Below are 26,339 nucleotides of genomic sequence, written 5' to 3' on the forward strand. Positions count from 1 at the left end.
TTGCCCGTGGCCTGTCCGCCAACCCGGCAATGCCTTCAGACGCTTTTGCGCGGCATCGCCACATGAGGACAAGATATGTTCAATACCCATAAAGTAGAAATCGAATGGGGCGGTCGTCCGCTTACGCTCGAAACCGGCAAGATCGCTCGTCAGGCTGACGGCGCGGTTCTGGCAACCTATGGAGAAACCGTCGTTCTGGCGACAGTCGTTTCCGCCAAGGAGCCGAAGCCGGGTCAGGATTTCTTCCCGCTGACCGTCAACTATCAGGAAAAGACCTATGCCGCCGGCAAGATTCCTGGTGGCTACTTCAAGCGTGAAGGCCGTCCGAGCGAAAACGAAACGCTGGTTTCGCGTCTGATCGACCGCCCGATCCGCCCGCTCTTCGTCGATGGCTACAAGAACGACACGCAGGTTGTCATCACCGTTGTCCAGCACGATCTGGAAAACGATCCGGACGTCCTGTCGATGGTGGCAGCTTCGGCAGCGCTCACCATTTCCGGCGTGCCTTTCATGGGCCCGATCGGCGGCGCGCGCGTCGGCTACATCAACGGCGAATACGTCCTGAACCCGAATATCGACGAAATGCCGGAATCGAAGCTCGATCTGGTCGTCGCCGGTACGTCGGAAGCCGTGCTGATGGTTGAATCCGAAGCACAGGAACTCTCCGAAGAAGTCATGCTCGGCGCCGTCGTGTTCGGCCAGAAGGGCTTCCAGCCTGTGATTGACGCGATCATCAAGCTTGCTGAGGTTGCCGCCAAGGAACCGCGCGACTTCCAGCCGGAAGACCTGTCGGCCCTCGAAGCCAAGATGCTTGCCGTTGTCGAAAACGAGCTGCGCGACGCCTACAAGATCACCGAAAAGCAGGCCCGTTACGCCGCCGTCGATGCCGCCAAGGCAAAGGCGAAGGAACATTTCTTCCCTGAAGGCGCGGAAGAAACGGAAATGTCGCCGGAACAGTTCGCGACCATCTTCAAGCACTTGCAGGCCAAGATCGTTCGCTGGAACATTCTCGACACCGGCAGCCGCATCGATGGTCGTGACCTTTCGACCGTTCGCCCGATCGTTTCGGAAGTCGGCCTTCTGCCGCGCACCCACGGTTCGGCCCTGTTCACCCGTGGTGAAACGCAGGCAATCGTCGTCGCCACGCTCGGCACCGGCGAAGACGAACAGATGATCGATGCCCTGACCGGCACCTACAAGCAGCCTTTCATGCTGCATTACAACTTCCCGCCTTACTCCGTCGGCGAAACCGGCCGCATGGGTTCGCCGGGCCGTCGTGAAATCGGCCATGGCAAGCTCGCATGGCGCGCTATCCACCCGATGCTGCCTGCCGCCGAGCAGTTCCCCTACACGATCCGCGCCGTTTCCGAGATCACGGAATCGAACGGCTCGTCCTCGATGGCAACGGTTTGCGGCACCTCGCTGGCCCTGATGGATGCAGGCGTTCCGCTCGCACGTCCGGTTGCCGGTATCGCCATGGGCCTCATCAAGGAAGGCGAACGTTTCGCCGTTCTTTCCGACATTCTGGGCGATGAAGATCACCTCGGCGACATGGATTTCAAGGTTGCCGGTACGGAAAACGGCATCACCTCGCTGCAGATGGACATCAAGATCGACGGTATCACCGAAGAGATCATGAAGGTGGCTCTGGAACAGGCCAAGGGCGGCCGCATCCACATCCTCGGCGAAATGGCGAAGGCCCTGTCGACCTCGCGTGCCGAACTCGGCGAATTCGCCCCGCGCATCGAAGTGATGAACATCCCGACCGACAAGATCCGTGATGTGATCGGTTCCGGCGGCAAGGTCATCCGCGAAATCGTGGAAAAGACCGGCGCCAAGATCAACATCGAAGACGATGGCACGGTGAAGATCGCCTCGTCCAACGGCAAGGAAATCGAAGCCGCCAAGAAGTGGATTCACTCGATTGTTGCTGAGCCGGAAGTCGGCGAAATCTACGAAGGCACGGTCGTCAAGACCGCTGACTTCGGCGCTTTCGTGAACTTCTTCGGCCCGCGTGACGGTCTGGTTCACATTTCACAGCTGGCTTCCGACCGCGTTGCCAAGACCACCGATGTGGTCAAGGAAGGCCAGAAGGTCTGGGTCAAGCTCATGGGCTTTGACGAGCGCGGCAAGGTTCGCCTGTCGATGAAGGTCGTCGATCAGGAAACGGGCAAGGAAATTGCTCAGGAAAAGAAGAAGGAAGAAGCTGACGCTGAATAAGCGTTGCGTCTTTGCTGAAACTGGAAAGCGCGCCTCCGGGCGCGCTTTTTTGTTGCATGGGATTCATTTCAAGATCATGGATGAACCATGATGACACCGGCACAGAAAACACTTTTTCTCCCCTTCGATCAGGGCATTCTCGATATGCCTGAACAAGGGCAATCCTTCCTCGCCTGCGGCCTTGCGGCGGACCGGCTTCTGGAGCCGGAATGGAAGCAGGCGCTGACATGCCTGCAACCCTGGCGCCCCGACTGGCTGGCGCTCGGCAGGGAAGGCTTTCGCGCAGAGCCGAGATTGGCCGCAGACAGCCGTTTTTCCGGTGGGCTGCTTCTGCTCGGAAAACATCGCGGACGCAATGAGGCATGGTTTGCGGAGCTTCTGGCGCGTGTTGAGCCGGGCGGGTGGATTGCCGTGTCCGGCGACAAGAAGCTTGGTATCGACAGTTTTCGCAAATGGGTCGGCAATATTGCCGAGATCAGCGACCGCATGTCGAAAAACCATGCGGTGGTTTTCTGGCTGAAGCGCCCCGCCGATTTGGACGACGATTTCATCGCGGCGCTGAAACCGCTTGCGACCGATATTGATGAGGTGTTCCGGACCGAACCCGGCATGTTCTCGCATGGCGTCATCGACAAGGGTTCGGCGCTGCTCGTCCCGCATATGGAAAAGATCGTCTTCGGCAATGTGGCCGATCTTGGTGCGGGCTGGGGTTATCTCGCCGCGCAATGCCTGAAATTTACCGATCGCATCACGTCGATTGACCTCTATGAAGCCGATTACGAGGCGCTGGAAGCCGCACGCGGCAATCTGGAGCGGTTGTCCGCGTCGGTGCCGATCAACTTCAACTGGTTTGACGTGGCGAGCGAAAAGATGGCAGGCATCTACGACACAGTGATCATGAACCCGCCGTTCCACGAGGGGCGGGCGACGGACGTATCGCTTGGGCAGGCATTTATCGCCGCTGCCGCCTCGCGTCTGAAGCCGGGCGGGCGTCTGCTGATGGTCGCAAACCGTCAATTGCCTTATGAAACGACCCTCAAAGGGTTGTTCAAGAACGTGACGCTTCTTGAAGAGTCGAATGGTTTCAAAATCTTCGATGCGAAGAAATAAAACAAAAAACCCGGCATCTCAGCCGGGTTTTTTGTTAAGCAAAACGAAGATCACTCGCCGCGTTCCGCGTCAGAGCTTTTCAGCTCTTCCAGCGTCGGCATGGAGACGATGTTGTAGCCCGAATCCACATAATGGATTTCACCGGTGACGCCGCTCGACAGATCGGACAGCAGATAGACTGCCGATTTGCCGACATCGTCGATATCGACGGTGCGGCGCAGCGGCGAGTTACGGCGCTGATAGCTGAAGATTGCGCGGGCATCGCCGATGCCGGCACCGGCCAGCGTGCGCACCGGCCCTGCCGAGATCGCATTGACGCGGATACCCTGCGGGCCGTAATCGGCAGCAAGATAACGAACCATGGCTTCAAGCGCGGCCTTGGCGACGCCCATGACATTGTAGTTCGGGATGGTGCGGGTTGAGCCGCCATAGGTCAGCGTCAGGATCGAGCCGCCGTCCTTCATGAGTTTTTCGGCGCGTTGCGCCATTTCCGTGAAGGAGTAGGCGGAAATCACCATGGTGCGGCTGAAATTTTCGCGCGTGGTGACGTCTGCGTAGCGGCCCTTCAGTTCGGTCTTGTCGGAGAAACCGATGGCGTGCACGATGAAATCGAGCTTGCCCCACTTCTTTTCGATTTCGGCAAAAACCGCATCGACCGATTCGATATCTTCAACATCGCAAGGCAGGACGAAATCGGAGCCAACCTGTTCGGCCAGCGGCTTCACGCGCTTGCCGAGTGCATCGCCCTGATAGGTGAAGGCGAGTTCAGCACCTTGTGCTGCGAGTTGTTTTGAAATTCCCCAAGCGAGTGAGTGATTATTCGCGACCCCCATGATGAGGCCGCGTTTGCCTTTCATCAAACCTTCCATATTTTCCCTCTCCCTCAGCCCTGGTAGCGCTGGAAAACCAGCGTTGCATTGGTGCCGCCAAATCCGAAGGAGTTGGAGAGCACGGTGTTGAGCTGAGCGTTGTCAATGCGCTTGCGAACGATAGGCATGTCCGCGAAGGCAGGGTCCAGTTCTTCGATATGTGCGCTTTCGCAAATGAAATTGTTCTGCATCATCAAAAGCGAATAGATCGCTTCCTGCACGCCGGTCGCACCGAGCGAGTGTCCGGTCAGCGATTTGGTTGCGGCGATCGGCGGGCAGGCGTCGCCCGAGCCGAAGACCTGGCGAATCGCTTCGATTTCCGGCGCGTCGCCCGCAGGCGTCGAGGTTGCGTGCGGATTGATGTAATCGATCTTGCCCTTGACGGTCGAAAGCGCCATCTTCATGCAGCGGATCGCGCCTTCGCCCGATGGAGCCACCATGTCGTAGCCATCGGAGGTCGCGCCATAACCGACGATCTCACCGTAAATCTTGGCGCCACGGGCAAGGGCCGTGTCGAGGTCTTCCAGCACCAGAACGCCCGCGCCGCCCGCGATCACAAAGCCGTCGCGGTTTTTGTCATAGGCGCGCGAGGCGGTGGATGGCGTGTCGTTATATTTCGACGACATGGCGCCCATGGCGTCGAAAAGCACCGAAAGCGTCCAGTCGAGGTCTTCGCAGCCGCCCGCGAACATGCGGTCCTGTTTGCCATACTGGATCATCTCGAACGCATTGCCGATGCAGTGGTTGGACGTCGCGCAGGCCGAGGAGATCGAATAGTTGATGCCCTTGATCTTGAAGAAGGTCGCAAGCGTCGCGGAAGCCGTCGAACTCATGGCTTTCGGCACGGCGAACGGGCCGACGCGCTTCGGACCCTTTTCGCGGGTGATGTCGGCACTATCGACGATAGTGCGCGTCGAAGGACCGCCGGAACCCATGATGATGCCGGTGCGCTCGTTGGAAACTTCCTCTTCGGAAAGTCCGGCATCGGCAATAGCCTGATCCATCGCAATGTGGTTCCAGGCCGTGCCACGACCATGAAAGCGCATCGCGCGCCGGTCGACCAGCGCTTCGACGTCGATATTCGGGGCACCGTGCACCTGGCAGCGGAAGCCGAGTTCGGCATATTCCTCAGCGCGGGAGATGCCGGACTTTGCTTCACGCAGCGAAGCCGTGACCTCTTCGGTGTTGTTGCCAATCGAGGATACGATCCCCATACCCGTTACGACCACACGCCGCATCGCGTTCTCCTTTACACCTGATCCGTGAGCGGTGGGTCCGTCCTGCGGACTGCCGCCTGTTCGCGGTTACATAGGTGCGTTCTTCGCATGTTTTGAGCGCGGCCGCATGAAAACTGTTCACTTTTTTGCCGTCGCGCTCGTGGATGATGATGATCGAGGCGCCTTACTGGCCCTCGCTGTCCTTTGACAGGCCGACGCGCAGATCGGTTGCGCGGTAGATGGTTTCGCCGTCGGCCTTCAGCCAGCCGTCAGCCGTGCCGAGCACGAGGCGGCCACGCATGACGCGCTTGAAATCGATGCCGTATTCCAGAAGCTTGGTGTGCGGGCGGACCATGCCCTTGAACTTTACTTCGCCGGTGGAAAGCGCCATGCCGCGGCCCGGTTCGCCGAGCCAGCCGAGGAAGAAGCCGGTGAGCTGCCACATGCCGTCGAGGCCAAGGCAGCCCGGCATGATCGGATTGCCCTGAAAATGGCACGGGAAATACCAGTCGTCGGGCCGCACGTCGTATTCGGCGCGGATATAGCCCTTGTCGAACTCGCCGCCGGTTTCGGAAATATCGGTGATGCGATGGACCATCAGCATCGGGGGCAGGGGAAGCTGAGCATTGCCGGGACCGAACATCTCACCGCGCGCGCAGGCCAGGAGTTCTTCATACCCGTAGCTTGATTTCTGTTCTGCCATTACGCCTCCCTTGAGGTTTATTCTGTATCGACCGGCAATCCGGCCCGGTTGTAGGTTTACCGGAACATCCCTACCACAGACTGTTTCCGGCAGTAAAATCACGCAATGGGGTTATTCGGAGGTTTATCCGAAAAAGCGGTCAATCCCCAAGGCTATTGATAGTTATTTCGCAACGGCATATATCAATGTCAGTATGCAATGGGCAACAGCCCGTTTGACGATTGATGATTTTGCTACAAGCTTGTGACGGAACCAACGGTGAATATGCAGTCTTCACATACCCACTCGACGGTCTCGCTGGAAGAGCGGCTTCGCCATGCGGGCCTGCGTCCGACGCGGCAGCGCGTTGCGCTTGCGAGCCTGATCTTTGCCCAGGGCGATCGCCATCTGTCCGCAGAAGACCTGCATGAAGAGGCCGTCATGGCCGACGTGCCGGTGTCGCTGGCGACGGTTTACAACACGCTGCACCAGTTCACGGAAGCCGGTATGCTGCGTATCATCGCGGTCGAAGGCTCGAAGACCTATTTCGATACGAATATTTCGGATCACCAGCATTTCTTCCTCGAAGGGGAAAATGTCGTGTTCGATATTCCGCATGGCGAGAGAGGGCAGCCGACTGTTGCCAACATGCCGGATGCACCGCAGGGCATGGAAATCGTCAATGTGGATATTATCGTGCGCCTGCGCCGCAAGGGCCGGTAGACAGGGCGGGCGATGGGGCCGGTGACAGGCCCTTTTCAATCGGGAATAAAAAGAAAGCGGCGCGGCCGCTTTTTTTGTTGCCTGTTGATGGCGCGGCGCTGAAAAGGAGTAGAGTTGTGCGGCCCCGGCTGAATCGCCTCCCAGGTTTCGGCCGGCTACATTCCAAGGAGATATCATGCGCAAACTACTCGTCGCTGCGACCATTCTGGCCGTTTTCACCGCTGGCAGCGCCTTTGCTAAGACCGTCCGCGTCGGCGTAACGCCCGGACCGCACGCCCAGATCATGGAAAAGGTGAAGGAAGTCGCCGAAAAGAACGGCCTTGAAATCGATATCCAGGAATTCTCGGATTATGTCATTCCGAATATGGCGCTGGCGGATGGCGCGCTGGAAGCGAATTCGTTCCAGCACAAGCCCTATCTCGACAATCAGGTCGCCGATCGCGGCTTCGATATTGTCAGCATTGCCGAAACGGTCAATTTTCCGATGGGCATGTATTCGAAGAAGCTGAAGACTATTTCGGAACTGGCCGACGGCGCGACGATTGCAATCCCCAACGATCCGACCAATGGCGGCCGCGCCTTGCTCGTGCTTGCCGAAAACGGCATCATCAAGCTTGATCCGGCCAAGGGACTGAAGGTCAGCGCCCTCGATATCACCGAAAACCCGAAGAATCTGAAATTCGTTGAACTCGATGCCGCACAGCTGCCGCGTTCGATGGAAGATGTCGATGCCGCCGTCATCAACACCAATTATGCGATGGAAGCAGGCCTGAACCCGGCCACCGATCCGCTGGTGCGGGAAGGCGAGAAAGCGCCTTACGTCAATATTCTCGTGGTTCGCGCGGCAGACAAGGATGCCGATTGGGTGAAAACCCTGATCTCATCCTACCACAGCGATGCGGTGAAGGAATTCATCGCCACGACATTCAAGGGATCGGTGACGCCTGCCTGGTAAAATCACCGCAGGCTCCGGATCATCGAACAGGTCCGGAGCCTTTTGCTGGTCAGTCGAAAACCTCGCCCGGATAAACGCCCCACAGATCCGATTGCTTGATCCAGCCCCGGACGCCACCCATGTCCACCCGGCACCATTGGCCGTTGCATTCGCGCACGGTGCCGACCACGCCGGGCTCGATTTCGGCGGCAAGTCCCGCTGTATCGCTGGCATCGCGGCGCATATTGATCATCGAGCCCGGATTGTTCTTGAGCCAGGGCGCTGTGATGGCGGTCCGCTTGCCGGAAAGCAGCGACTGGTAGACCCAGCCTTCCGTGCCATCCGCGTCGCGGATCCGACGCCAATTGTCATATTCCTGGATGATCTCGACCGGGAGGCCTGCCTTCATGAAAAGCCATGAGACCGCGTAGTCGCGCCCCGGACCGATGCGCAGATTGACGCGCGCCGGTTTCAGGCTGACGAAGCGCGGTACGGGAAGCCCGCTTGCGCCGACCGTCGTACCGGCCGTCGTGCCAGCGGGGGCCGCAGCCTGCGCGCCATGGCTGTGCGTGGCGCCAAGCGGCGCCAAAAAGAGAAAAAATGCCAGAAAGCCAAGCGTGGCCATCCAAAAGCGTTGCGAAAGTACTGTGTACAAACTGCGACCTCTCGCCGTCCTGTCATGACAGGACGGTTGCGGCTTCAGCAGTTGAAGGGGGCTGCGAGGCGACGTTGCCGTCCTGTTTCCAGATCATTCGTCCATCTGTGTGCAACAGATCGAAATCTGACCTAATTATTTGATTTCAATTGCATCTTTCCGGAAAATCATTGCTGACTTTCCAAGAGGCACCTGAAGTTTCCGGTTTTTCTTTGTCTTTGCCGCTTCGCCTTGATAGAGATGTTCAGCCGAAGCAATATCCCATATTGCACCGCCTTGGTTAAGGAGGTCTCAACATGAAGCTTCGGTTAACGCATTTTCGGGAAAAGTGGGAGTCGGTTTTCCGCTGGAAATGTGCAGGAAATTTCTTGGAGCGCGCCCTGTCCGTTGGTAACAATACGGGCCGTTCCAGGGGCTTTGCTCAACGATGGGGTGGAAATGTCGAACAAGAAGAAACCGCTGGTCGTTCTTACGCGAAAATTGCCGGACCCAGTGGAAACCCGGATGCGGGAACTGTTTGATGCGCGTCTGAACATAGACGACCACCGCATGAATCAGCCGGAAATCATCGCCGCGATGAAGGAAGCGGACGTTCTGGTGCCTTGCATCACGGATGTCATCGATGCGGCGGCCATCGAGCAGGCAGGTCCCGATCTGAAGCTCATCGCAAATTTCGGCAATGGCGTGGATAATATCGACGTCGCCGCAGCCGCAAAGCGCGGCATCACAGTCACCAACACGCCCAATGTCCTCACCGAGGACACCGCCGACATGACGCTGGCGCTTCTGCTTTCGGTGCCAAGACGTCTGGTGGAGGGCGCAAACGTGCTGGGTGAACGCCACGGCCAATGGCCGGGCTGGTCGCCGACCTGGATGCTCGGACGGCGCATCTGGGGCAAGCGCCTCGGCATTGTCGGCATGGGGCGCATCGGCACGGCTGTCGCCCGCCGGGCGAAAGCTTTCGGGCTTTCCATTCACTATCACAACCGCAAACGCGTCAATCCGCAGGTCGAGGAAGAGCTGGAAGCGACCTATTGGGACAGTCTCGACCAGATGCTGGCCCGGATGGACATCATTTCGGTCAACTGCCCGTCGACGCCGGCCACGTTCCATCTCCTGTCGGCCCGCCGCATCGCGCTGATGCAGCCGACCGCCTATATGGTCAACACGGCGCGCGGCCAGATCATCGACGAGAATGCGCTGATCGAGCTGATCGAGCAGGGCAAGCTTGCCGGGGCGGGGCTCGACGTTTTCGAAAACGAACCGGCGGTCAATCCGCGCCTGCTGGCCTTGGCCGAAAAGGGCAAGATCGTCCTGCTGCCCCATATGGGGTCTGCCACCATGGAAGGCCGCATCGATATGGGCGACAAGGTCATCATCAATATCAAGGCTTTTGTCGACGGGCACCGCCCGCCCGACCGCGTATTGCCGAACCGGGTTTAACTTTTCCGGCTCGCGGTCTTCGTTCCATCGGTGTTCTTGCCGTCGATGAAGCGCAGGACCGTGTGCGCATAAAGACGCGGATTTTCGACCGCTACACCATGGCCGGCATCGGGCAGGATAATCAGTTCGGCACCGGGTATCTGGCTGGCGATGAATTCCGTATGTTCGCGCGTGATGGCTGTGTCGCGGTCGCCGATGACGATCGCGGTGCGCACATGGATATCCGACAGATCCTCATCGGTATAATTCGGCTCATTTGCCCAGAGCGCATGGATTTCCTTGTCGATGCTCTCATAATGGCGCAGTTCCGGTATCGGCTTTCCCTCGGCCCGGGCCTCGACATAGCCGGTATTGCCATCGGGCGTGACGTTCGCCGCCTGCGCGAACAGGCTTTTCAGCCGTTCGGGATATCGCATGGCGATATCGAGGCCGATAATGCCGCCGTCGCTCCAGCCGACAAGATCGACCTTGTCGATATGGAGATAGTCGAGCAGGGCCACGTAATCATCGGCCATCAATCCATAGGTGATCGGCTCTTCGGTGCGGGTGGAGCGCCCCTGGCCGCGACTGTCGGCGACGATGACGGTGTGATGGCGGGCAAGGATGGGGAGTTGCGCATCCCACACATGCTGGTCGGACAGGCCGCCGGGAATGAGCAGGATCGGCGGCCCCTTGCCGACGATCCGGTAATACATTTCGATGCCGTTGACCTCGGCAAAGGCGGCAGGGGACGCGGGAATGGCCATGCGCGCAATTCTCTCAGTGGAAACGGGGGAAGGAAAAGACAAGGCAAGGCCGATGAGCAAGGTGGCCATCGTCAATGTCGTCTTTGCCTTCATGATTTCCCAGTCTCATTTTCAGGGTCTGCGAATGAGTGTCGGCAGATCGTAGAGATAGGCGATGCGCTTGATCGCATCCTGTAGCGGCTCCAGCGTGACCGTCATGGTGTGGCCGCTCGCATGGATCAGCATGTCGGGCGAGGCGCAGATGGCGACATGGCCCTTCCAGAACACGAGATCGCCGCGCTTCAGGTTCGAATAGGCAGCATCGGGCTCGACGATTTCGCCAAGCGTATTCTGCTGCATGTCGGAATCGCGCAGCACCTTGCGGCCAGCCACCCACATGCACAGCTGCACGAGGCCGGAGCAGTCGATGCCGAAGCCCGACGTGCCGCCCCACAGATAGGGCGTGTGAAGAAGCGTTTCGGCAATGGTCACATAGTCGGCTGCATGTTCGCCCACCGGTGCAAGATGGCTTACGATCAGCGCCTCGCCGCTTTCCAGAAGCGCATATTTCGTGCCGCGTGTCTCGGCCGCGCCGACAATGCGCACGCGTGAACCGAGCGACAGCGCCTTGGTGTGGGGAAAACGAAGATCGGCGCCGGGATAAACGAAGGTGCGCGGCACGATGACCAGATGGGTTTCGGCTCCGGTAGGCTGTTCCAGCGCGGCGGAGGAGACATAACCCGTATAGCCATCGCGTTCGGCCTGCACCCACGACCAGCCGTCCATTTCCTCAAAGACGCGGACGGGATCGCCAAAGATGATCTGGGTCTGTGGTCCGCTATCCATGCGCGGTTCGGCGCGCAGATCGACAACGGGTGCGCAAACCTGCATCGGCGTTCCGACGGTAAAACGCGCCGCTTCCACCTGACCGGTCAGCCGTTCATCGGCGAGGTCGGGGCGGTAGGCGTTCAGGCGGCGGTCGAGCATGGTCAAAGTGGTAACTCCCTGGCTTTGGCGATCACCAGATCGCCCAGTCTTTCAACATAGAGTGCGCCGGCGACCGTCCTCTTTACTAGCACATTTCGCCGGTCATTTTCATCACGATGCCGGGAGACGAGCTTGAGCGCGCCCATCGTGTCGAGCGCGCGCGTGATGACCGGCTTGGTGACGTTCAGTTTTGCTGCAAGTCCCCGCACGGTATGCGGCGGGGGCTCCAGATAGATGGCGAGCAGAATTGCCGTCTGTCGCGTGGTGAGATCGGGCATCTCGTCACGCACCTGTTCCAGCGACAGGGTTCTCAGCAATGTCAGCGCCTGCGACGGTTTCAGTTCAATCGGCATCCGGCTCCACCAAAACGGGGATTGTTTCGGAACCGTTTTATTCAATCCGCTTTCGGCGTTTCAGGCAAGTGGATTCAGCGCGCCGGATAGCGTTCCTTCAAAAGCTGGTAAAGAGCGCGGATGGCTTGTGCCTCTCCACCGACCGGCGAGGCCGGTTTTTCGACCGGCACCCAGCCGAAAATGTCGAAATGTGCCCATTTTCCAGCCTTCTCGACAAATTTGTCGAGGAAAAGCGCTGCCGTCACCGATCCGGCAAAGCCGTCTGTGGTGACATTGTTGATGTCGGCGATCCGCGAGGACAGTTTTTGCGCATAGGGCTTCCAGAGCGGCATCCGCCACAGCGGGTCCGCCGTCGCATCGGCATGTTCCGCAATCGAAGCGGCAAGCCCGTCATCATGCGTATAGAAGGGCGGCAGATCGGGACCGAGCGCGACACGCGCGGCCCCCGTCAGCGTCGCCATGTCGATGAGGAGTTCAGGCTCTTCCTCATCGGCAAGTGCCAACGCGTCGGCAAGGACCAGCCGTCCTTCGGCATCCGTATTGCCGATTTCGACGGTCAGCCCCTTGCGACTTTGCAGGACGTCGCCCGGACGGAAGGCGTTTCCGGCAATCGAATTCTCCACCGCCGGGATCAATACGCGCAGCCGCACCGGCAGTTCCGCGTCCATGACCATGGAAGCAAGGCCCAGCACATTGGCGGCTCCCCCCATATCCTTCTTCATCAGGAGCATGCCGCTTGCCGGTTTGATGTCGAGGCCGCCAGTGTCGAAACAGACGCCCTTGCCGACCAGCGTGATTTTCGGGGCGTCTGCCTTGCCCCAGGTGAGATCGATCAGGCGTGGCGCAACCGCACCGGCGCGACCGACCGCATGGATCATGGGAAAATTCTTTTCCAGAAGCGCATCGCCTTTCGTGACGGCAATGTCGGCCTTGTATCGCTTCGCCAGTTCGCGGGCGGCATTTTCGAGGGCATCCGGCCCCATATCGTTGGTCGGCGTGTTGATGAGATCGCGCACAAGCGTCACCGCAGCGGCGATGCGGCGGATTTCGGCCTCATCCAGGCCATCGGGCAGGGCAAGGCGGATCGCCTTGCCATTTGCCTTGCGATAACGCGTAAAACCGTAGCCGCCCATCAGGAAACCCAGAACGGCAAGCGCTGCCTCATCCACCGCGCCCTCAATATGCCAGTCTCCTTCCGGAAGGCTGCGGGCGAGCTTTCCGGCCAGAAGCTGCGACTGGCCGCCCTTCTGCGCGTCGCCGGTTCCCAAAAGCGCCCCCGACACCGATCCGCCCGCGCCTGGAACAACCAGCACGCGTCCGGCTTCGCCGTCAAAACCGTTGGCCCCGGCCCATGCAATTGCATCGGCTGGAAGACCGGAGGTTTCCAGCCCGCCTTTCGGCGTAAACCAGATCGGGCGGCTTTGTTCGGATTTTCGGGAAAGAAGTTCGACAGACATGATGCTCTTTCTGACCAGTAGGTGATGTCCGGCAAAAGCGCATGGGATTTTGTCGGAAGTCCATAAAAACAGACAGATAGCGCATCCCGAAAACTGTGAAACAGCTTTCGGATAAGATGCGCGCCAAAACAGACAGATAGCGCGATTATTGCCGTGCGGAAACCAAAACCGCAATCGCTTTATTAACCAATCATTAGGGTTAACAGATTATTGATTGTGCAGGAATTGGGCTTGAGGGTGACTAAAGCATGTTGGATGCGCGACACGCTTTGGCAGGAGAGGCGGGATGCTGCACATCGCTCGAAAAGATGCTATCGCAACACGTCTCGGCTTCGCCTTTCTTCTTTCGGCACTTGTGCTGTCCGGCTGCACATCGGTTGACCGGACGACAACGGGCTCGGTGCGCCGCGCGGCAACCATCGCTACTTTCGATCACATGAACGACGCGCAGCTTGCCGCCATGGCCGGTCGGCTCGGCGCGCAATATGAGCGCAATCCCAAGGACCGCCAGACAGCGCTCAACTATGCCAATGTGCTGGCGCGGCTTGGCCGCAACGATCAGGCGCTGGCCGTGATGCGGGCGCTCGCCATCGTCTATCCGAAGGATCAGGCCGTTCTTGCGGCTTACGGCAAGGCGCTCGCCGGTGCGGGCCAGTTCGACGGCGCGCTGGACGCCGTTCGCCGCGCGCAGAACCCGGCCTATCCCGACTGGAAGCTGGTTTCCGCGGAAGGCGCCATTCTCGACCAGATGGGCCGCAAGGAAGAAGCCCGCGCGACCTATCAGAAGGCGCTGCAACTCCAGCCGAATGAACCGTCGATCATTTCCAATATGGGCATGTCCTATCTTCTGGCCGGGGATGCGCGAACGGCGGAAACCTATTTCAAGCAGGCCGCAGCCGCGCCCGGCGCCGACAGCCGCGTGCGCCAGAACCTGGCTCTTTCCGTCGGCTTGCAGGGGCGCTTTCAGGAAGCCGAGGCGATTGCCGCGCAGGAGATTTCTCCGCAGCAGGCCAAGGCCAATACGGATTATCTCCGCTCCATGCTGGCCCAGCAGAATTCCTGGAACATGCTCAAGGACAAGCCGAAAGGCTGAAGCCTTTCTTATCAGTTGCCGCCGAACAACCCGCCTTGCGCCGAAATCTGGATGAAGGCCGGGCCGAGAATGACGATAAAGAGCACGGGCAGGAAGAAGACGATCATCGGCACGGTGAGCTTTGGCGGCAGGGCAGCGGCCTTTTTTTCCGCTTCCAGCAGGCGCAGGTCGCGGCTTTCCTGAGACAGCGTGCGCAATGCCTGCGCAATCGGCGTGCCGTAACGCTCGGCTTGAATCAGCGCCTGCGTTACCGATTTGACCGGTTCGAGCCCCGTGCGACTGGCGAGGTTTTCATAGGCCTGGCGGCGCTCGGGCAGGAAGGACAGTTCGGCATTGGTCAGCATCAGTTCCTCAGCAAGCTCAACGGACTGAATGCCGATTTCGTCCGCCACCCGGCGAAACGCAGCCTCCGTGGACATGCCTGATTCGACGCAGATCAGCATCAGGTCAAGCGCGTCCGGCCATGCGCGCCGGATGGATTGCTTGCGTTTGGAGACCTTGTTCGAGACATAGAGGTTGGGCGCATAGAAACCGGCATAGCCTGCGAGAATGCACGCGAAAAACCGAACGAACAACGACTGGTCGGCAAGCACGCCAAGCATGAAGATGTAGATGGCGGCCATGATCATGGCCCCAAAGGGCAGCACAAAGCGCAGGAACAGAAAGATGTTGAGCGGGTTTTGCCCGCGGAAGCCCGCCTGCCGGAGTGACGCTATCGTCTTTTCATCGGCCAGCGCGCGCTTGAGATCAAGCTTTTCGACGAATTCGCGAATGCCCTGCTTCTGCTGATGACGCAGGCTGTTGCGGCGATCGCTTTCCGCTGCCAGCCGGGCGCGTTCGCGCGAGCGGATGGCTTCGCGTTCGGTGGCGACCGATTTCATGCGCGATTTGAGCGCGCTGCCGCTCAGAACCGGCATGAGGATCGTCACCGCTGTGGCGAAGACGGCGACTGTAATGAGGGCGCCGATCAGAAACTGCGGATCGGAAAATTTCTGCGTGAGGAGAGAAAGCATGTCCGGCGCCTCACATATCGAAATTGATCATGTTCTTCATGATGAAGATGCCCGTCAGCATCAAGACGGCTGCAATGCCCAGAAGCATGTGGCCGGTCGAAGACGTGAAAAGCAGCGTCATATATTGCGGGCTCGTCAGATAGACCAGAATCGTAACGATGAAGGGCAGGGCCCCGATGATCGCAGCCGAAGCCTTGGCTTCCATGGAAAGCGCGTTGACCTTGGCTTTCATCTTCTTGCGGTCGCGCAGAACCTTTGAAAGATTGTTGAGCGCTTCGGAAAGATTGCCGCCTGCCTGGGCCTGAATCTGGATGACGATGGCGAAGAAGTTGGTTTCCGGGCACGGCATGGAATCGGGCATCTTGCCGACCGCGTCGGGAATGGAAAGGCCCATCTGCTGTGCCTCGACGACTTTCTTGAACTCGCCCTTCACCGGCTCCACAGCCTCGCTCGCAATGAGCCGCAGACCGTCATTGAGCGGAAGCCCGGCACGGGTGGCGCGCACGATGACATCAAGCGCATTGGGAAACTCTTCGAGGAATTTCTTCAGCCGCCGCTTGCGCCTTTGCAGCACGAACCAGCGCGGCAGGCCGAAGAAACCGGCAATGGCAATGCCCGGCAGGAAAAGCAGCGGCGCGCCGAAGATGAGCGCGATGAATGTCGCCAGAAACGCTGCAACACCCGAATAAATATAGAATTTCTGCAAGGTCAGGTTCAATCCCGCCTGGGTCAGCAGAATGCGCAGCGGCGGGTATTTCTGGTTCTTGTCGCGCTGCTTCTGCCGGGTTTCCAGATCCTTGATATTGTCCTGCAACTGTTTGCGGCGCTTCTGGATGTCGGCGTTCCGGTCGCGTTCGCTGCGTGTTATCGCCCGCTCGGAGCCGCTGTTGCGCACGGTTTCAAAACGCCGTGCTGCATGGTCCTTCTTGCCCAGCTTTTCATAAAAAAGCGCATAGAACGAAGCCGCGCAGGCAATGACGGCAAGCAGGATGAACATCAGGATGCTGGCGCCGGACCCGGTCATGCATTGGCCCTTTCCATGCTGTCGAGCACGGAGGCAAGGCGGCTGTTCTCATTATAATAGCGTGCGCGCTCCCAGAAGGCGGGGCGTCCGATCCCGGTCGATGTGTGACTGCCGAGAATACGGCCGGACGCATCTTCCCCCTTGATATCGTAGAGAACGAGATCCTGAGTGGTGATGACGTCGCCCTCCAGTCCAACTACTTCCGTAATATGGGTGATGCGGCGCGAGCCGTCGCGCAGACGCGCAGCCTGAATGACGATATCGACCGAACCGACGATGATCTCGCGCACGGTCTTTTGCGGCAGCACATAGCCGCCCATGGCGATCATGGCTTCCATGCGGTTGAGGCATTCACGCGGGCTGTTGGCATGGATCGTGCCCATGGAACCGTCATGGCCGGTGTTCATGGCTTGCAGGAGGTCGAACACTTCAGGCCCGCGCACTTCGCCGACGATGATGCGCTCGGGACGCATGCGCAGGCAGTTCTTGACCAGGTCGCGCATGGTGACTTCGCCTTCGCCCTCCAGATTGGGCGGTCGGGTTTCCAGGCGCACCACATGCGGCTGCTGCAATTGCAGTTCGGCCGAATCCTCGCAGGTGATGATGCGCTCATGCGTGTCGATATAGCGGGTCAGGCAGTTCAGAAGCGTGGTCTTGCCCGAACCGGTGCCGCCCGAAATGATGACATTGCAGCGCACGCGGCTGATGATTTGCAAGAGTTCCGCCCCTGCATTCGATATGGCTCCGAACCGCACCAGCTGGTCGAGCGTCAGCTTGTCCTTGCGGAACTTGCGGATGGTCAGGGTCGGGCCGTCGAGCGACAGCGGCGGCGCGATGACATTGACGCGTGAGCCATCCGGCAGTCGGGCATCGCAGATCGGGCTCGATTCGTCGACGCGGCGTCCGACCTGGCTTACGATGCGCTGGCAGATATTGAGAAGCTGCTGGTTGTCGCGGAAGCGGATGCCGGTTTCCTGCACCATGCCGTCCACTTCGATATAGGTGCGGCGCGAACCGTTGACCATGATATCGGCGATGTCGTTGCGGGAAAGCAGCGGCTCCAGCGGGCCGTAGCCCAGAACATCGTTGCAGATATCGTCGAGCAGCTCTTCCTGCTCGGCAATCGACATGACCAGATTCTTGATCGCGATGATGTCATTGACGATATCGCGGATTTCCTCGCGCGCGGCATCCGGCGCCATGCGGGAAAGCTGCGACAGGTCGATCGTGTCGATGAGTGCTGAAAAGACCTGCGATTTGGTGTCGTAATAGCTCTCGGTCTTTTCGCGGCCTTGCGTGCCGGTCTGGACGGGAGATTTTACCGGCGTCGACGGCACGGCGGCCGGCGTGCGGGACGGTTGCGCGGATGGCGGGGCAGAAGCGGCCAGCGCAGCGGAAATGGCAGGTTTCGGCGCAGCCGGTCGCATTCCGCTTTCCGGCCTGTTTCCCGTATCGTTGCCTCTTCTGCCGAACATGATTTCCTGCCGTTACCTGGTCTTGCGTGCGAACTTGCCGAGAAGGCTCGAAATGCCGCTCTTCTTGCGCGGCTGCACATCGGCCCTGCCGGTGACGACATGCGCGATATGGCTGATGGCTTCGGCGACCGGGCTTTCCGGATTGGTTTCAGCCAGCATGCGGCCATTATTGGCCGCATTGCCGAAAAGCTGCGGATCGAAGTCGATGGTCGCTATGGGATCGATGCCAAGCGGTTCGGAAAAATCGGCGAGCGCGATTTCCGGTCGTTTGGGAATGCCCATCTGGTTGAGAACGAGATGCGGTTTGAGATCGTTCGGGCGCAGTTGCGCCAGCGTGTCGAGAAGGTTCTTCGTGTTGCGCAGATTGGCAAGATCGGGTGTCGCGACGATCACGATCTCATCGGCGCGCATCAGGGTGGTCCGCGTCCATCCGCTCCAGCCATGCGCCACATCCAGCACGATCAGTGGAGAACTGCGCTGCGCGACATCGATCAGTTCGGCAAAGGCGTCCTCGCCGAAGTCGAATGTGCGCTCCAGGGTGGACGGGGCGGCGAGGATCGACAGATGGTCGCCATATTGCACCAGCAGCCGGTCGAGATAGACCTCGTCGATGCGTTCCGGCGAAAAGACGGCATCGGCAATGCCGAGCGTCGGGTCCTGATCGAAATTGATGTTCGCCGTGCCGAAAGGCAAGTCCATATCCGCCAGCACGACATCGTGCCGGAAGAGATCGGAGATCGACCAGGCAACATTATGTGCGATGGTCGAAGCGCCAACGCCTCCCTTCGCGCCGATAAAGGCGATGGAGCGGCCGAGCGGCTCCGCGCCGGGATCGAGAAAGATCGAGGAGACGATGGCCAGAATATCTGCGAGCGAAACCGGCGCCACGATATATTCCGAGACACCGCGGCGCAGCAATTCGCGATAAAGCCAGACCTCGTTGGAATGGCCGATGACCATGACCTTTGAGCCGGGATCGCAGACCTCCGACAATTGCTGCAATTCTTCCAGCAGCCCATTGGGTTCGGAAGCCGATTCGACGATGATGAGATTGGGGGTGGAGGCGGTCTGATAGAACTCGATTGCCGCCGCAATGCCGCCCATCATGACCTTGAGATGGGTTTTCGCCATGCGCCGGTCGCCGCCCGCCCGCTCGATCGGGATGGCAACGCTTTCATTGACGCAGAAGGCCTGGATCGAAATGCGCGGGATCGGGCGCACATTTTCAAGCATGATCGGCGCGCGGCCTGTCTCGACGCCCTGTTCTTCTTCCGCCGGTTCGAACGCGAAATTGGTCATGGCGCCCTCTTAATACTCGGCCTGCTGGCTGCGGGGTTCGCGCCAGTTGTCGGTCTGTGCGGGCGACATCTTCACATAGCCCTGCTTGCCGTTGAGACGTTCGGTCGTGCGGTCCGAATCGATGGGCGACATCACGCGCGGCCCCAGAAGATCGGCCGGATTGGCGACCTGTGCGGCCAGATTGTTCTGCGAGGCGCAGCCGAAATTGGCGTAGTGCCGGTTTTCAGGCGTGCTGGCGAGGTCGTCCGGCCAGCGGCCGCACGGCGTCGTGCCCGCCGTCATCGCATAATAGCTGATGCGGATGGGCGCTGCCGCTTCCGGGGTTTCGACCGGATAATTTTCGATGGCGATATTGTTCGCCTTGATGCCGCCGCGCCGCAGCATGGCCGAAACTTCGGTGCTGAGCCGATAGGCCGCGGCCTGGTTGGACGCGCCCGATGGCACCAGAACATAAAGCATGCCGGAGCCGCCGCGCCGATAATTGGCGATGGCGCCCTCAACGATGCCGCGCTGCATGGGGCTGAGCTTCCGGTCGGCCTGCCCGACTGGAATATCCGTGACCTGCTCCCGCTCGGCAATCGTGATCGGATGGTTGGTGCGATAATCGTCCGGCAGGGCGCCAACGGTCACGTGCTGGCGGTTCGCGCAGCCTGCGAGAAGGGCAAGCGCCAGCGCGACAAGCGCCGGACGGGCGGAAATCCTGCAAAAACCCTTGACTGAATAGGTCATGATCTGTCCCCCGCTCACTTGTAGATATAACCGACGACGCCGTTGTAGCGACCGGGCGGCAGTTTGGTTTCCATCGTGCCGTAAACGCGATTGACCTTGCCAAGGATGTATCCCGCGCCATCGCTGGCGGGGTTGAGATTGTCGTCGGGCCGCGCCAGCTGCTGGCGGGCGACAGGGCGCGCCAGATAGGGGGTTACGATCACCACCAGTTCGGATTCGTTGCGGATGAAATCCTTGCTGCGGAACAGCGCGCCGAGAACCGGAATCTTGGTGAGGCCCGGAAAGCCTGAAACCGACTGGCGCACTTCATCGCGGATGAGCCCGCCGATCATCATGGAACCACCGGACGGAAGCTCGACTGTCGTGTCGGCGACACGTTTGCGCAGCGACAGAATGCTCGCGCCAACGCCCTCCATCTTGTTGGTCGTGCCCGCACCTTCCGTTGTCGGTTCGGAGACGGAGGTTCTGATCTTCAGGCTGATGCGTCCCGGCCCCAGAACGGTCGGCATGAATTCAAGACCGATGCCGTAATTGATCTTGGCCAGCTCATTGGTGCGTTTTCCGTCATCGTCATAGGTGACGCTGTTGATGACATTATATTCGCCGCCGACATTGAAGGCTGCCTTTTCGCCGGAGATCGCGGTCAGCGTCGGCTCGGCAAGCGTCTTCATCACGCCCGCCGATTCCATCGCCCGCAGATAGGCGGAAAAATTGTTCGTCGCGAGGCCAAAGCCGGTATCGGACAGGTTGTTGCCGATGGCCCCGGCAATGCTCTCGGAAATTCCGCCATAGGAAATACCGTTTGAAACACCGCCGCCGCTCATATTGACGCCAAGCTGCTTCATGACCGAGCGGCTGACCTCGGCCACGGTGACTTTCAACGTCACCTGATCTTCGCCGACAATCGTCAGCATATTGACGATGGCGCTCTGGCGCCGTCCCCAGTCAGGGTTGTTGATGGCAACGCCGCCGCCATCCGTCGGCGCGGACGCCGTGGTCGTAAACTGGCCGGTTGTGGCTTCACCGCCGGAAACGAAAAGGCCGGCAAGCTTTGCGGCCTGCGCCGAATCCTGCGGGGTCTGCACCGTTCCGGTCAGCACCACATTGTCGTTGATGAGTTCGACGCGGATGTCGGAACCGGGAATGAGGCGTTTCAGCTGGGCGGAAAGGCCGCTCACGTCGCGCTCGATTTCGACATCGATGGATGCAACCTGTTCGCCGTTCGGGCCGAAAACGAAAATATTGGTCTGCCCGATCTGCTTGCCGAAAAGATAGATGCGCCGCGATGTGCGTGTCACCGCATCGGCGATGGCCGGGTTGGAGACGAGAACGTCATAGGCATCCTGCGGAAGGTCGAGCACGACAGACTTGTTGAGCCCAAGCTTGATCGTCTGCGACCGCTGCTGCCCGCCGACCTTCACGATGCCCGCTGCCGCCAGTGCGGACATGCCCGAAAGCGGCAGGGAAAAAGCGGCCAGCGCACCGGCAAACAGCGCGATCCTTGTGGAATACGGGCGCACGCGATTTATCTTTCTCATGAGCGCGGTCCTATTTCTGTAACGCTGCCGGACTTGATGACCTTGACCGTCCCGCTGCGGGTGGGCGAGGAAACCAGATAGTCGGCCTGCTTGATATCCTTGTCCTCGACATCCTGTGTCGAGCGAAGCGCCAGCGTCAGACGGTCGGCCATCTGCTGGGCGACGGTGATGATTTCGGCCTGTTCCGGCGTGACTTCGAGCGTCGCGGTCTGGCCGACCATGACCTTGCGGCCCTGCTCGTCCTCCTGAATGGCCTGATCGATGGCGAGAACGCGCACGTTTTGCAGCACGGTTTCCGTGGTGAAGGGGATCAGCGATTTATCGCCATTGTCCGGCTTGCGGCGGGTCATGATGACATCGACGAAATCATTGGGAAGGATGAAGCCGCCTGCCGAGCTTTCGGCATTGATCTGCGTCGCGACGGCGCGCATGCCGGGCGGCAGGATCGACGACATGAAGCTCTGTCCCGGCCCGATCAGCTTGGCCTTGCGGATCGGCTCGCCGGTGAAGAATTGAAGCCGGACGGTGGCGCCGCTCAATTGATTGATGGCATCAGGCTCGCCAGCACGGGTGATATAGCCTTCGCTGACCGCTTCCGCAGGCCAGGGCTGCCAGCGCATCTGCGATGTCAGTTCCGCGCCGACACCGAGATTTTCGGTGGCGACCAGCACGTCTTCCAGTTTCATCTGCGGTGTTTCGGGCGCAACGACAACAGGGGGCGGCGGCGGCGCGGCGAGATTCATGGCAATATAGCCAGCGCCGCCAGCCGCAAGAACGGCTACTCCTAAAACGAGCAGTCGAGCTGATTTCATGATGTGCCCCACGCAAATCCCCACGTCATGACGACGTGTTCCAAAATTGCACTGGCAATCGTGTAATTATGGTTAATATAATCTTATTCGAATGAAGAAAGATTGGGAGCAGGCGCGGGCCTCGCGCATAAAGGCGCTTTATCTGTTTGTGCTGACGCGCATCCTGTCCGAAGACCGCTTCACACTTTTCGCGATGCGCTTAAAATATCCCCGCCATTGAAGGTACGTGAGCACCGGAACATGAGACAAATTGCTCTTTGCAGCCGGCATCACGAAGAATGCAACTGCAGTGTTAAAATATCCCCGCCATAGAGGCTTTCATCATTGTTCCGACCGGCGAGAGCGGAAAGGTCCACAGACCGGCAGCGCCAAGGGCAATGCCATAGGGTATGCCTACATCCTTGCGGGCAAGCGTGCCCATGAAGGTATAGCGGTTGGCGAGAAGCGGGCGCGGGATCATTCTGTAGAGAATGATGGTGAGTGTCAGCACGCCGCCCAGGATCGAAACCATCACAAGATAATCCATGAGGCTGATATTGGGGCCGAACCACAAGGCCGTCGCGGCGATGAGCTTGGCGTCGCCGCCGCCCATGGCGCGAAGGCAGAAGAGCGAAAAGGTGACGATCAGCGTGATGGCGCCGACCGCCAGATGCCAGGCATAGTCGGAAAGAGAAAGCCCGAGAAGCGGAGCAAGAAGGACGAAACCGAGTGTCAGGCCGATGGAAACACGGTTGCGGATCGTCATCGACGTCAGGTCGGTGATCATGGCGGTCACCATGGCCAGGGCGAAGATTGCCGTCATGGCTGCTGCTGTCATTGCCGATGCCCCCCGCGTCCTGCGTCACTCCACCGTTTGCACGGAACCGCGCTTTATCGATTAGCGGTTTGCCGCCTGCTCGAACTGTGTGGCGGTGTCGTTGAATTTTTCGCCGACACTGCCGGCCACAAGCGCGACGCCGCTGATGATCATGATGGAAACGAGTGTGCCGATCAGCGCATATTCGATGGCTGTCGAACCGGCCCTGTTCTTCATGAAACGCGTCATCAATGTCGGCATCGCATGCTCCTCGCTGTTCCGATCGCGCTGGTTCTTGCAGTGCGCTTTAAATTCGGATGTGCTCAAGCATAGGAGAGAGGCATTGTGGCCCTCTTAACAATCAGGGTTAATGAAGCGTTTCAGTGCTTTCCAGGCTATGACATTGCGCGATTGGTTAATCCTTGGCGAATTGCAGGGGCGATCCGCGCGGAAGGGGGTAGCGACTTAATTCTTCCTTCACCAATCCTGTTCATTCTTTGCTCATCAATTGATGGGGCCGCAAATATCGGCGGCACAGCGGGGGAATGTCGCGCGATGCGTCGTTTGTTTTCTTTGGGCGGCATGGGCAAGCTGCCCGCCATGGGCGCTGCATTCATGGCCGTCTTTGCCGGCTTACCGGCATTTGCCGAAGACTATATAGCGCTCGAAACCAGCCAGGCGCGCATTTTGCGGCTGGCGCGTCCGGCCGACAGCGTCGTGATCGGAAATCCGTCGATTGCCGATGCGGTTGTTCAGGATGCGCAGACCATCGTTCTGACCGGCAAGGATTTCGGCGTCACCAACATCGTCGTGATGGACAAGCAGGGTGAGCCGATCCTCGACCGGGAGCTTGTGGTTTCACGCAATGCACGCGGAACGACGCGGATCTACCGCCGGGCCGATGTGCAAACGCTTTCCTGCACGCCCTATTGCGAAAAAGCCTCGGCAAAGACCGGTTTCGACGACAAATGACACTATTCGGTCATAAGCCGCCATTTCCGTTAATACTCTTTCAGGTTGTCCTGTTGTAACCATACGCCCTATCGAATTCAGGCAGAATTGGGTGGGGTTATGATCTGGGGGATTTTTGCGCGTCACCTTGCGCGGGTGCGTGCGCATCGGCGCCGTTTCGCCAGCGCGCAAAATGGCGTGGCGGCGGTTGAGTTCGCGCTGCTCATCGTTCCGTTTCTCATCATCATCTTTGCGACAATCGAGGTCGGTGTGAGTTTCGCGGCGCGTCAGGTCATATCCAACGCGACGGAGACCGTGGCGCGCAAGTTGCAGACGGGCGATATCAAGGGAAAGGCGATCAGCGAGGAAAGGCTTCGCACCGAGCTTTGCCAGCAGATGCAGTTCATGGTCACGCAAGGCTGCCCCAATCTTTCCTTCAGTTTCGGCACCTATGACGGATTTGCCAAGGTCCCGACCGATGGGCTTCTCGACCAGGATGGAAAATTGACGACCCAAGGCATTACCGAGGCAAGCGGAACCTCCACGATCAACCAGCTCAACGTGGTTTATGCCTGGCCCCTGCTGACCAACATTCTTTATCTGGTCAACAGCCCCCATGCCGCAGGCGGCACGATGCCGCTTTTTGCGACCATCACCTGGCAGAACGAACCCTTTCCGAACTGAAACAACAGTGATCGCCAGAGCGATCACCGGAGCGATCGATTGTCATGCGTAACTATCTTCGGAAATTTCTGAGTGACCGGCGCGGCTTGGGAGCGGTTGAGTTCGCGCTCATCGCGCCGCTCCTGCTTCTGATCTATCTGGGCTCCGTCGATCTTGCCGATGGAATGGACACGAACAAGAAAGTGTCGCGCTCGGCGAGCGCCCTTGCCGATCTGGTTGCGCGCCAATTGTCGGTCACGAAGAATGACCTCGACGACATGTTCAATATCGGCCGCGCTTCGCTCCTGCCTTATGGCCGCACCAGCCCGAAGATAAGCATCACCGCAATCAGGGTCGACGGAACCGCGAGTGCCAGAAACCTGACGCCGAAGGTGGACTGGTCCTATGCCAATATCGCGAATTTTGCGGCGGCGAAGGATACCGTCGGCGATTTTCCGACCAACCTCCTGGTTGAGGGATCGTACTTCATCAGGGTCGATGTCGAACTCGACTACAAGCCGATCAATGCCTGGATTTCCAAGAGCATTCCGATGCGCGAAACCTATTATCTGGCGCCGCGCTATACCAATACGATTCCCTGCACCAATTGCTGAGCTCTTGGCATTGCAGGCAAAACTGAACATATAAGGGCAAAGCCATCTGCGGCTCTTGTTCAGGATCAGTTTTCAATGCCCGAATTGCCAGAGGTCGAAACGGTTCGCCGCGGTCTGCAGCCCGTCATGGAGGGCGCGACCGTCGCCCAGGTCGAACAGCGCCGCCCGGACCTGCGCTTTCCCTTTCCCGACCGTTTTGTGGAACGCCTCTCCGGTCGACGGATTGCAGCGCTCGGGCGCCGTGCGAAATATCTGACCATCCATCTCGATGACGGGCTTTCCATCATCAGCCATCTTGGCATGTCGGGTTCGTTTCGCATCGAGACCGAAGATGGCGGCAGCATGCCCGGCATCTTTCAACACGAGCGCTCCAAGCTGAGCGCGCATGACCATGTCGTGTTTCATCTCCAGCGCGCCGATGGCGCTTGCGCCCGCATCGTCTACAATGATCCGCGCCGCTTCGGCTTCATGCTCTTTGCCGAGGAAGGCATGCTCGACAGTCATCCGCTGCTTGCAAGTCTCGGCGTCGAGCCGACGGGTAATCTGCTTTCGGGCACGGTCCTGGCGGAACTCTTCAAGGGACGCCGGACACCGCTGAAGGCGGCCCTGCTCGATCAGCGGCTGATCGCCGGTCTCGGCAATATCTATGTCTGCGAGGCGCTCTGGCGCAGCCACTTGTCGCCGATGCGTGCTGCCGGCTCCATCGCGCAGGATGCGGCGACCATGGAGCGGCTTGCTTGCGATATCCGCTCCGTGATCGCCGACGCCATTGCCGCAGGCGGATCGTCGCTCAGGGACTATATCCAGGCGGATGGCGCGCTCGGCTATTTCCAGCATTCATTCTCTGTCTACGGGCGCGAGGGGGAAGCCTGCCGAAATCCCGCTTGCAACGGCATTGTGGAGCGGGCGGTCCAGTCGGGACGTTCGACTTTTTTCTGTGCTTCCTGCCAGCAATGA

The 26,339-nt window shown here is 59.3% G+C and carries 27 protein-coding genes; 10 read left to right on the forward strand and 17 right to left on the reverse strand.

Features of this window, described 5'->3' with window-relative positions:
- Positions 1 to 75 precede the first annotated feature (75 nt).
- Both pnp and AVM02_RS14130 read left to right on the forward strand, forming a co-directional pair.
- Entirely contained in the window at positions 76 to 2,220 is a 2,145-nt protein-coding gene (gene pnp, locus AVM02_RS14125; RefSeq protein ID WP_411507554.1) for a polyribonucleotide nucleotidyltransferase, read from the forward strand.
- 87 nt (positions 2,221 to 2,307) lie between these two features.
- Positions 2,308 to 3,330, forward strand: coding sequence for a class I SAM-dependent methyltransferase (locus AVM02_RS14130; protein ID WP_411507555.1), 1,023 nt, complete (start codon positions 2,308 to 2,310; stop codon positions 3,328 to 3,330).
- A gap of 50 nt (positions 3,331 to 3,380) precedes the next feature.
- Here AVM02_RS14130 and fabI read toward each other — a convergent pair whose 3' ends face one another.
- From fabI to fabA, 3 genes are all read right to left on the reverse strand, one after another.
- Entirely contained in the window at positions 3,381 to 4,199 is an 819-nt protein-coding gene (gene fabI, locus AVM02_RS14135) for an enoyl-ACP reductase FabI (protein WP_104756644.1), read from the reverse strand.
- A 14-nt stretch (positions 4,200 to 4,213) separates the two neighbouring features.
- The gene (gene fabB / locus AVM02_RS14140) at positions 4,214 to 5,437 is read right to left on the reverse strand and encodes a beta-ketoacyl-ACP synthase I (protein WP_411507556.1); all 1,224 of its coding nucleotides are present in this window, start codon (positions 5,435 to 5,437) and stop codon (positions 4,214 to 4,216) included.
- Positions 5,438 to 5,600: 163 nt separating this feature from the next.
- Positions 5,601 to 6,119 carry a 3-hydroxyacyl-[acyl-carrier-protein] dehydratase FabA gene (gene fabA, locus AVM02_RS14145; protein ID WP_411507557.1) on the reverse strand — a complete coding sequence of 173 codons (519 nt, stop codon included), beginning with the start codon at positions 6,117 to 6,119 and terminating at the stop codon, positions 5,601 to 5,603.
- A 264-nt stretch (positions 6,120 to 6,383) separates the two neighbouring features.
- Between fabA and irrA the strand changes: the two genes are divergently transcribed.
- Both irrA and AVM02_RS14155 read left to right on the forward strand, forming a co-directional pair.
- A complete protein-coding gene (irrA, locus tag AVM02_RS14150) occupies positions 6,384 to 6,821 on the forward strand; it encodes an iron response transcriptional regulator IrrA (RefSeq protein WP_411507558.1) in 438 nt (145 codons plus the stop codon).
- A 175-nt stretch (positions 6,822 to 6,996) separates the two neighbouring features.
- Positions 6,997 to 7,776, forward strand: a complete 780-nt coding sequence (locus AVM02_RS14155) for a MetQ/NlpA family ABC transporter substrate-binding protein (protein ID WP_411507559.1) — start codon at positions 6,997 to 6,999, stop codon at positions 7,774 to 7,776.
- Positions 7,777 to 7,825: 49 nt separating this feature from the next.
- Here AVM02_RS14155 and AVM02_RS14160 read toward each other — a convergent pair whose 3' ends face one another.
- On the reverse strand, positions 7,826 to 8,410 hold the full coding sequence (locus tag AVM02_RS14160; RefSeq protein WP_411507560.1) for an SH3 domain-containing protein: 585 nt from the start codon (positions 8,408 to 8,410) through the stop codon (positions 7,826 to 7,828).
- A 438-nt stretch (positions 8,411 to 8,848) separates the two neighbouring features.
- Between AVM02_RS14160 and AVM02_RS14165 the strand changes: the two genes are divergently transcribed.
- Entirely contained in the window at positions 8,849 to 9,853 is a 1,005-nt protein-coding gene (locus tag AVM02_RS14165; protein ID WP_411507561.1) for a 2-hydroxyacid dehydrogenase, read from the forward strand.
- Here AVM02_RS14165 and AVM02_RS14170 read toward each other — a convergent pair.
- The 4 genes from AVM02_RS14170 to AVM02_RS14185 all read right to left on the reverse strand — a co-directional run bounded on the left by AVM02_RS14170 (position 9,850) and on the right by AVM02_RS14185 (position 13,375).
- Positions 9,850 to 10,692: an alpha/beta fold hydrolase gene (locus tag AVM02_RS14170; protein WP_411507562.1), complete on the reverse strand. Its 843-nt coding sequence runs from the start codon at positions 10,690 to 10,692 to the stop codon at positions 9,850 to 9,852. The two genes, AVM02_RS14165 and AVM02_RS14170, sit on opposite strands and share 4 nt — an antisense overlap.
- A gap of 18 nt (positions 10,693 to 10,710) precedes the next feature.
- Positions 10,711 to 11,565: an NlpC/P60 family protein gene (locus AVM02_RS14175; RefSeq protein WP_411507683.1), complete on the reverse strand. Its 855-nt coding sequence runs from the start codon at positions 11,563 to 11,565 to the stop codon at positions 10,711 to 10,713.
- 2 nt (positions 11,566 to 11,567) lie between these two features.
- Positions 11,568 to 11,918 (reverse strand): MarR family winged helix-turn-helix transcriptional regulator, encoded by a 351-nt coding sequence (locus tag AVM02_RS14180; protein ID WP_411507563.1) that lies wholly within the window; start codon positions 11,916 to 11,918, stop codon positions 11,568 to 11,570.
- A gap of 74 nt (positions 11,919 to 11,992) precedes the next feature.
- Positions 11,993 to 13,375, reverse strand: a complete 1,383-nt coding sequence (locus AVM02_RS14185; RefSeq protein ID WP_411507564.1) for a leucyl aminopeptidase family protein — start codon at positions 13,373 to 13,375, stop codon at positions 11,993 to 11,995.
- 286 nt (positions 13,376 to 13,661) lie between these two features.
- Between AVM02_RS14185 and AVM02_RS14190 the strand changes: the two genes are divergently transcribed.
- Positions 13,662 to 14,468, forward strand: coding sequence for a tetratricopeptide repeat protein (locus tag AVM02_RS14190; RefSeq protein WP_411507565.1), 807 nt, complete (start codon positions 13,662 to 13,664; stop codon positions 14,466 to 14,468).
- A gap of 11 nt (positions 14,469 to 14,479) precedes the next feature.
- Here AVM02_RS14190 and AVM02_RS14195 read toward each other — a convergent pair whose 3' ends face one another.
- The 9 genes from AVM02_RS14195 to AVM02_RS14235 form a co-directional block, all read right to left on the reverse strand.
- A complete protein-coding gene (locus AVM02_RS14195) occupies positions 14,480 to 15,481 on the reverse strand; it encodes a type II secretion system F family protein (RefSeq protein ID WP_411507566.1) in 1,002 nt (333 codons plus the stop codon).
- 10 nt (positions 15,482 to 15,491) lie between these two features.
- Positions 15,492 to 16,505 carry a type II secretion system F family protein gene (locus AVM02_RS14200; protein ID WP_411507567.1) on the reverse strand — a complete coding sequence of 338 codons (1,014 nt, stop codon included), beginning with the start codon at positions 16,503 to 16,505 and terminating at the stop codon, positions 15,492 to 15,494.
- Positions 16,502 to 17,980 carry a CpaF family protein gene (locus tag AVM02_RS14205; RefSeq protein ID WP_411507568.1) on the reverse strand — a complete coding sequence of 493 codons (1,479 nt, stop codon included), beginning with the start codon at positions 17,978 to 17,980 and terminating at the stop codon, positions 16,502 to 16,504. Before AVM02_RS14205 ends, AVM02_RS14200 begins: the two co-directional genes overlap by 4 nt.
- A gap of 12 nt (positions 17,981 to 17,992) precedes the next feature.
- On the reverse strand, positions 17,993 to 19,279 hold the full coding sequence (locus AVM02_RS14210; RefSeq protein ID WP_411507569.1) for a CpaE family protein: 1,287 nt from the start codon (positions 19,277 to 19,279) through the stop codon (positions 17,993 to 17,995).
- A 9-nt stretch (positions 19,280 to 19,288) separates the two neighbouring features.
- Positions 19,289 to 20,008, reverse strand: coding sequence for a CpaD family pilus assembly protein (locus AVM02_RS14215; RefSeq protein WP_411507570.1), 720 nt, complete (start codon positions 20,006 to 20,008; stop codon positions 19,289 to 19,291).
- 14 nt (positions 20,009 to 20,022) lie between these two features.
- Positions 20,023 to 21,546 carry a type II and III secretion system protein family protein gene (locus AVM02_RS14220; protein WP_411507571.1) on the reverse strand — a complete coding sequence of 508 codons (1,524 nt, stop codon included), beginning with the start codon at positions 21,544 to 21,546 and terminating at the stop codon, positions 20,023 to 20,025.
- A complete protein-coding gene (cpaB, locus tag AVM02_RS14225) occupies positions 21,543 to 22,358 on the reverse strand; it encodes a Flp pilus assembly protein CpaB (protein WP_411507572.1) in 816 nt (271 codons plus the stop codon). The genes AVM02_RS14220 and cpaB overlap by 4 nt, the downstream gene beginning before the upstream one ends.
- Positions 22,359 to 22,650: 292 nt before the next feature.
- A complete protein-coding gene (locus tag AVM02_RS14230; RefSeq protein WP_411507573.1) occupies positions 22,651 to 23,175 on the reverse strand; it encodes a prepilin peptidase in 525 nt (174 codons plus the stop codon).
- Positions 23,176 to 23,235: 60 nt separating this feature from the next.
- Positions 23,236 to 23,415 carry a Flp family type IVb pilin gene (locus tag AVM02_RS14235; RefSeq protein WP_411507574.1) on the reverse strand — a complete coding sequence of 60 codons (180 nt, stop codon included), beginning with the start codon at positions 23,413 to 23,415 and terminating at the stop codon, positions 23,236 to 23,238.
- 294 nt (positions 23,416 to 23,709) lie between these two features.
- Between AVM02_RS14235 and AVM02_RS14240 the strand changes: the two genes are divergently transcribed.
- From AVM02_RS14240 to mutM, 4 genes are all read left to right on the forward strand, one after another.
- Positions 23,710 to 24,126, forward strand: a complete 417-nt coding sequence (locus AVM02_RS14240) for a pilus assembly protein N-terminal domain-containing protein (protein WP_411507575.1) — start codon at positions 23,710 to 23,712, stop codon at positions 24,124 to 24,126.
- Between the two features lie 99 nt (positions 24,127 to 24,225).
- Positions 24,226 to 24,789: a TadE/TadG family type IV pilus assembly protein gene (locus AVM02_RS14245; protein ID WP_411507576.1), complete on the forward strand. Its 564-nt coding sequence runs from the start codon at positions 24,226 to 24,228 to the stop codon at positions 24,787 to 24,789.
- A 44-nt stretch (positions 24,790 to 24,833) separates the two neighbouring features.
- A complete protein-coding gene (locus tag AVM02_RS14250; protein ID WP_411507577.1) occupies positions 24,834 to 25,382 on the forward strand; it encodes a TadE/TadG family type IV pilus assembly protein in 549 nt (182 codons plus the stop codon).
- A gap of 75 nt (positions 25,383 to 25,457) precedes the next feature.
- Entirely contained in the window at positions 25,458 to 26,339 is an 882-nt protein-coding gene (gene mutM / locus AVM02_RS14255; RefSeq protein ID WP_411507578.1) for a bifunctional DNA-formamidopyrimidine glycosylase/DNA-(apurinic or apyrimidinic site) lyase, read from the forward strand.

Origin of the sequence: Brucella anthropi, from assembly GCF_046630315.1 — a bacterium.
In the GTDB taxonomy this organism is placed as follows: Bacteria; Pseudomonadota; Alphaproteobacteria; order Rhizobiales; family Rhizobiaceae; genus Brucella; species Brucella anthropi_A.

What these genes read in the sequence shown, in the direction of transcription:
- pnp (WP_411507554.1), top strand. Translation starts at nt 76, where the DNA reads ATGTTCAATACCCATAAAGTAGAAATCGAATGGGGCGGTCGTCCGCTT.
- AVM02_RS14130 (WP_411507555.1), top strand. Translation starts at nt 2,308, where the DNA reads ATGATGACACCGGCACAGAAAACACTTTTTCTCCCCTTCGATCAGGGC.
- fabI (WP_104756644.1), bottom strand. Translation starts at nt 4,199, where the DNA reads ATGGAAGGTTTGATGAAAGGCAAACGCGGCCTCATCATGGGGGTCGCG.
- fabB (WP_411507556.1), bottom strand. Translation starts at nt 5,437, where the DNA reads ATGCGGCGTGTGGTCGTAACGGGTATGGGGATCGTATCCTCGATTGGC.
- fabA (WP_411507557.1), bottom strand. Translation starts at nt 6,119, where the DNA reads ATGGCAGAACAGAAATCAAGCTACGGGTATGAAGAACTCCTGGCCTGC.
- irrA (WP_411507558.1), top strand. Translation starts at nt 6,384, where the DNA reads ATGCAGTCTTCACATACCCACTCGACGGTCTCGCTGGAAGAGCGGCTT.
- AVM02_RS14155 (WP_411507559.1), top strand. Translation starts at nt 6,997, where the DNA reads ATGCGCAAACTACTCGTCGCTGCGACCATTCTGGCCGTTTTCACCGCT.
- AVM02_RS14165 (WP_411507561.1), top strand. Translation starts at nt 8,849, where the DNA reads ATGTCGAACAAGAAGAAACCGCTGGTCGTTCTTACGCGAAAATTGCCG.
- AVM02_RS14170 (WP_411507562.1), bottom strand. Translation starts at nt 10,692, where the DNA reads ATGAAGGCAAAGACGACATTGACGATGGCCACCTTGCTCATCGGCCTT.
- AVM02_RS14175 (WP_411507683.1), bottom strand. Translation starts at nt 11,565, where the DNA reads ATGCTCGACCGCCGCCTGAACGCCTACCGCCCCGACCTCGCCGATGAA.
- AVM02_RS14180 (WP_411507563.1), bottom strand. Translation starts at nt 11,918, where the DNA reads ATGCCGATTGAACTGAAACCGTCGCAGGCGCTGACATTGCTGAGAACC.
- AVM02_RS14185 (WP_411507564.1), bottom strand. Translation starts at nt 13,375, where the DNA reads ATGTCTGTCGAACTTCTTTCCCGAAAATCCGAACAAAGCCGCCCGATC.
- AVM02_RS14190 (WP_411507565.1), top strand. Translation starts at nt 13,662, where the DNA reads ATGCTGCACATCGCTCGAAAAGATGCTATCGCAACACGTCTCGGCTTC.
- AVM02_RS14195 (WP_411507566.1), bottom strand. Translation starts at nt 15,481, where the DNA reads ATGCTTTCTCTCCTCACGCAGAAATTTTCCGATCCGCAGTTTCTGATC.
- AVM02_RS14200 (WP_411507567.1), bottom strand. Translation starts at nt 16,505, where the DNA reads ATGACCGGGTCCGGCGCCAGCATCCTGATGTTCATCCTGCTTGCCGTC.
- AVM02_RS14205 (WP_411507568.1), bottom strand. Translation starts at nt 17,980, where the DNA reads ATGTTCGGCAGAAGAGGCAACGATACGGGAAACAGGCCGGAAAGCGGA.
- AVM02_RS14210 (WP_411507569.1), bottom strand. Translation starts at nt 19,279, where the DNA reads ATGACCAATTTCGCGTTCGAACCGGCGGAAGAAGAACAGGGCGTCGAG.
- AVM02_RS14215 (WP_411507570.1), bottom strand. Translation starts at nt 20,008, where the DNA reads ATGACCTATTCAGTCAAGGGTTTTTGCAGGATTTCCGCCCGTCCGGCG.
- AVM02_RS14220 (WP_411507571.1), bottom strand. Translation starts at nt 21,546, where the DNA reads ATGAGAAAGATAAATCGCGTGCGCCCGTATTCCACAAGGATCGCGCTG.
- cpaB (WP_411507572.1), bottom strand. Translation starts at nt 22,358, where the DNA reads ATGAAATCAGCTCGACTGCTCGTTTTAGGAGTAGCCGTTCTTGCGGCT.
- AVM02_RS14230 (WP_411507573.1), bottom strand. Translation starts at nt 23,175, where the DNA reads ATGACAGCAGCAGCCATGACGGCAATCTTCGCCCTGGCCATGGTGACC.
- AVM02_RS14235 (WP_411507574.1), bottom strand. Translation starts at nt 23,415, where the DNA reads ATGCCGACATTGATGACGCGTTTCATGAAGAACAGGGCCGGTTCGACA.
- AVM02_RS14240 (WP_411507575.1), top strand. Translation starts at nt 23,710, where the DNA reads ATGCGTCGTTTGTTTTCTTTGGGCGGCATGGGCAAGCTGCCCGCCATG.
- AVM02_RS14245 (WP_411507576.1), top strand. Translation starts at nt 24,226, where the DNA reads ATGATCTGGGGGATTTTTGCGCGTCACCTTGCGCGGGTGCGTGCGCAT.
- AVM02_RS14250 (WP_411507577.1), top strand. Translation starts at nt 24,834, where the DNA reads ATGCGTAACTATCTTCGGAAATTTCTGAGTGACCGGCGCGGCTTGGGA.
- mutM (WP_411507578.1), top strand. Translation starts at nt 25,458, where the DNA reads ATGCCCGAATTGCCAGAGGTCGAAACGGTTCGCCGCGGTCTGCAGCCC.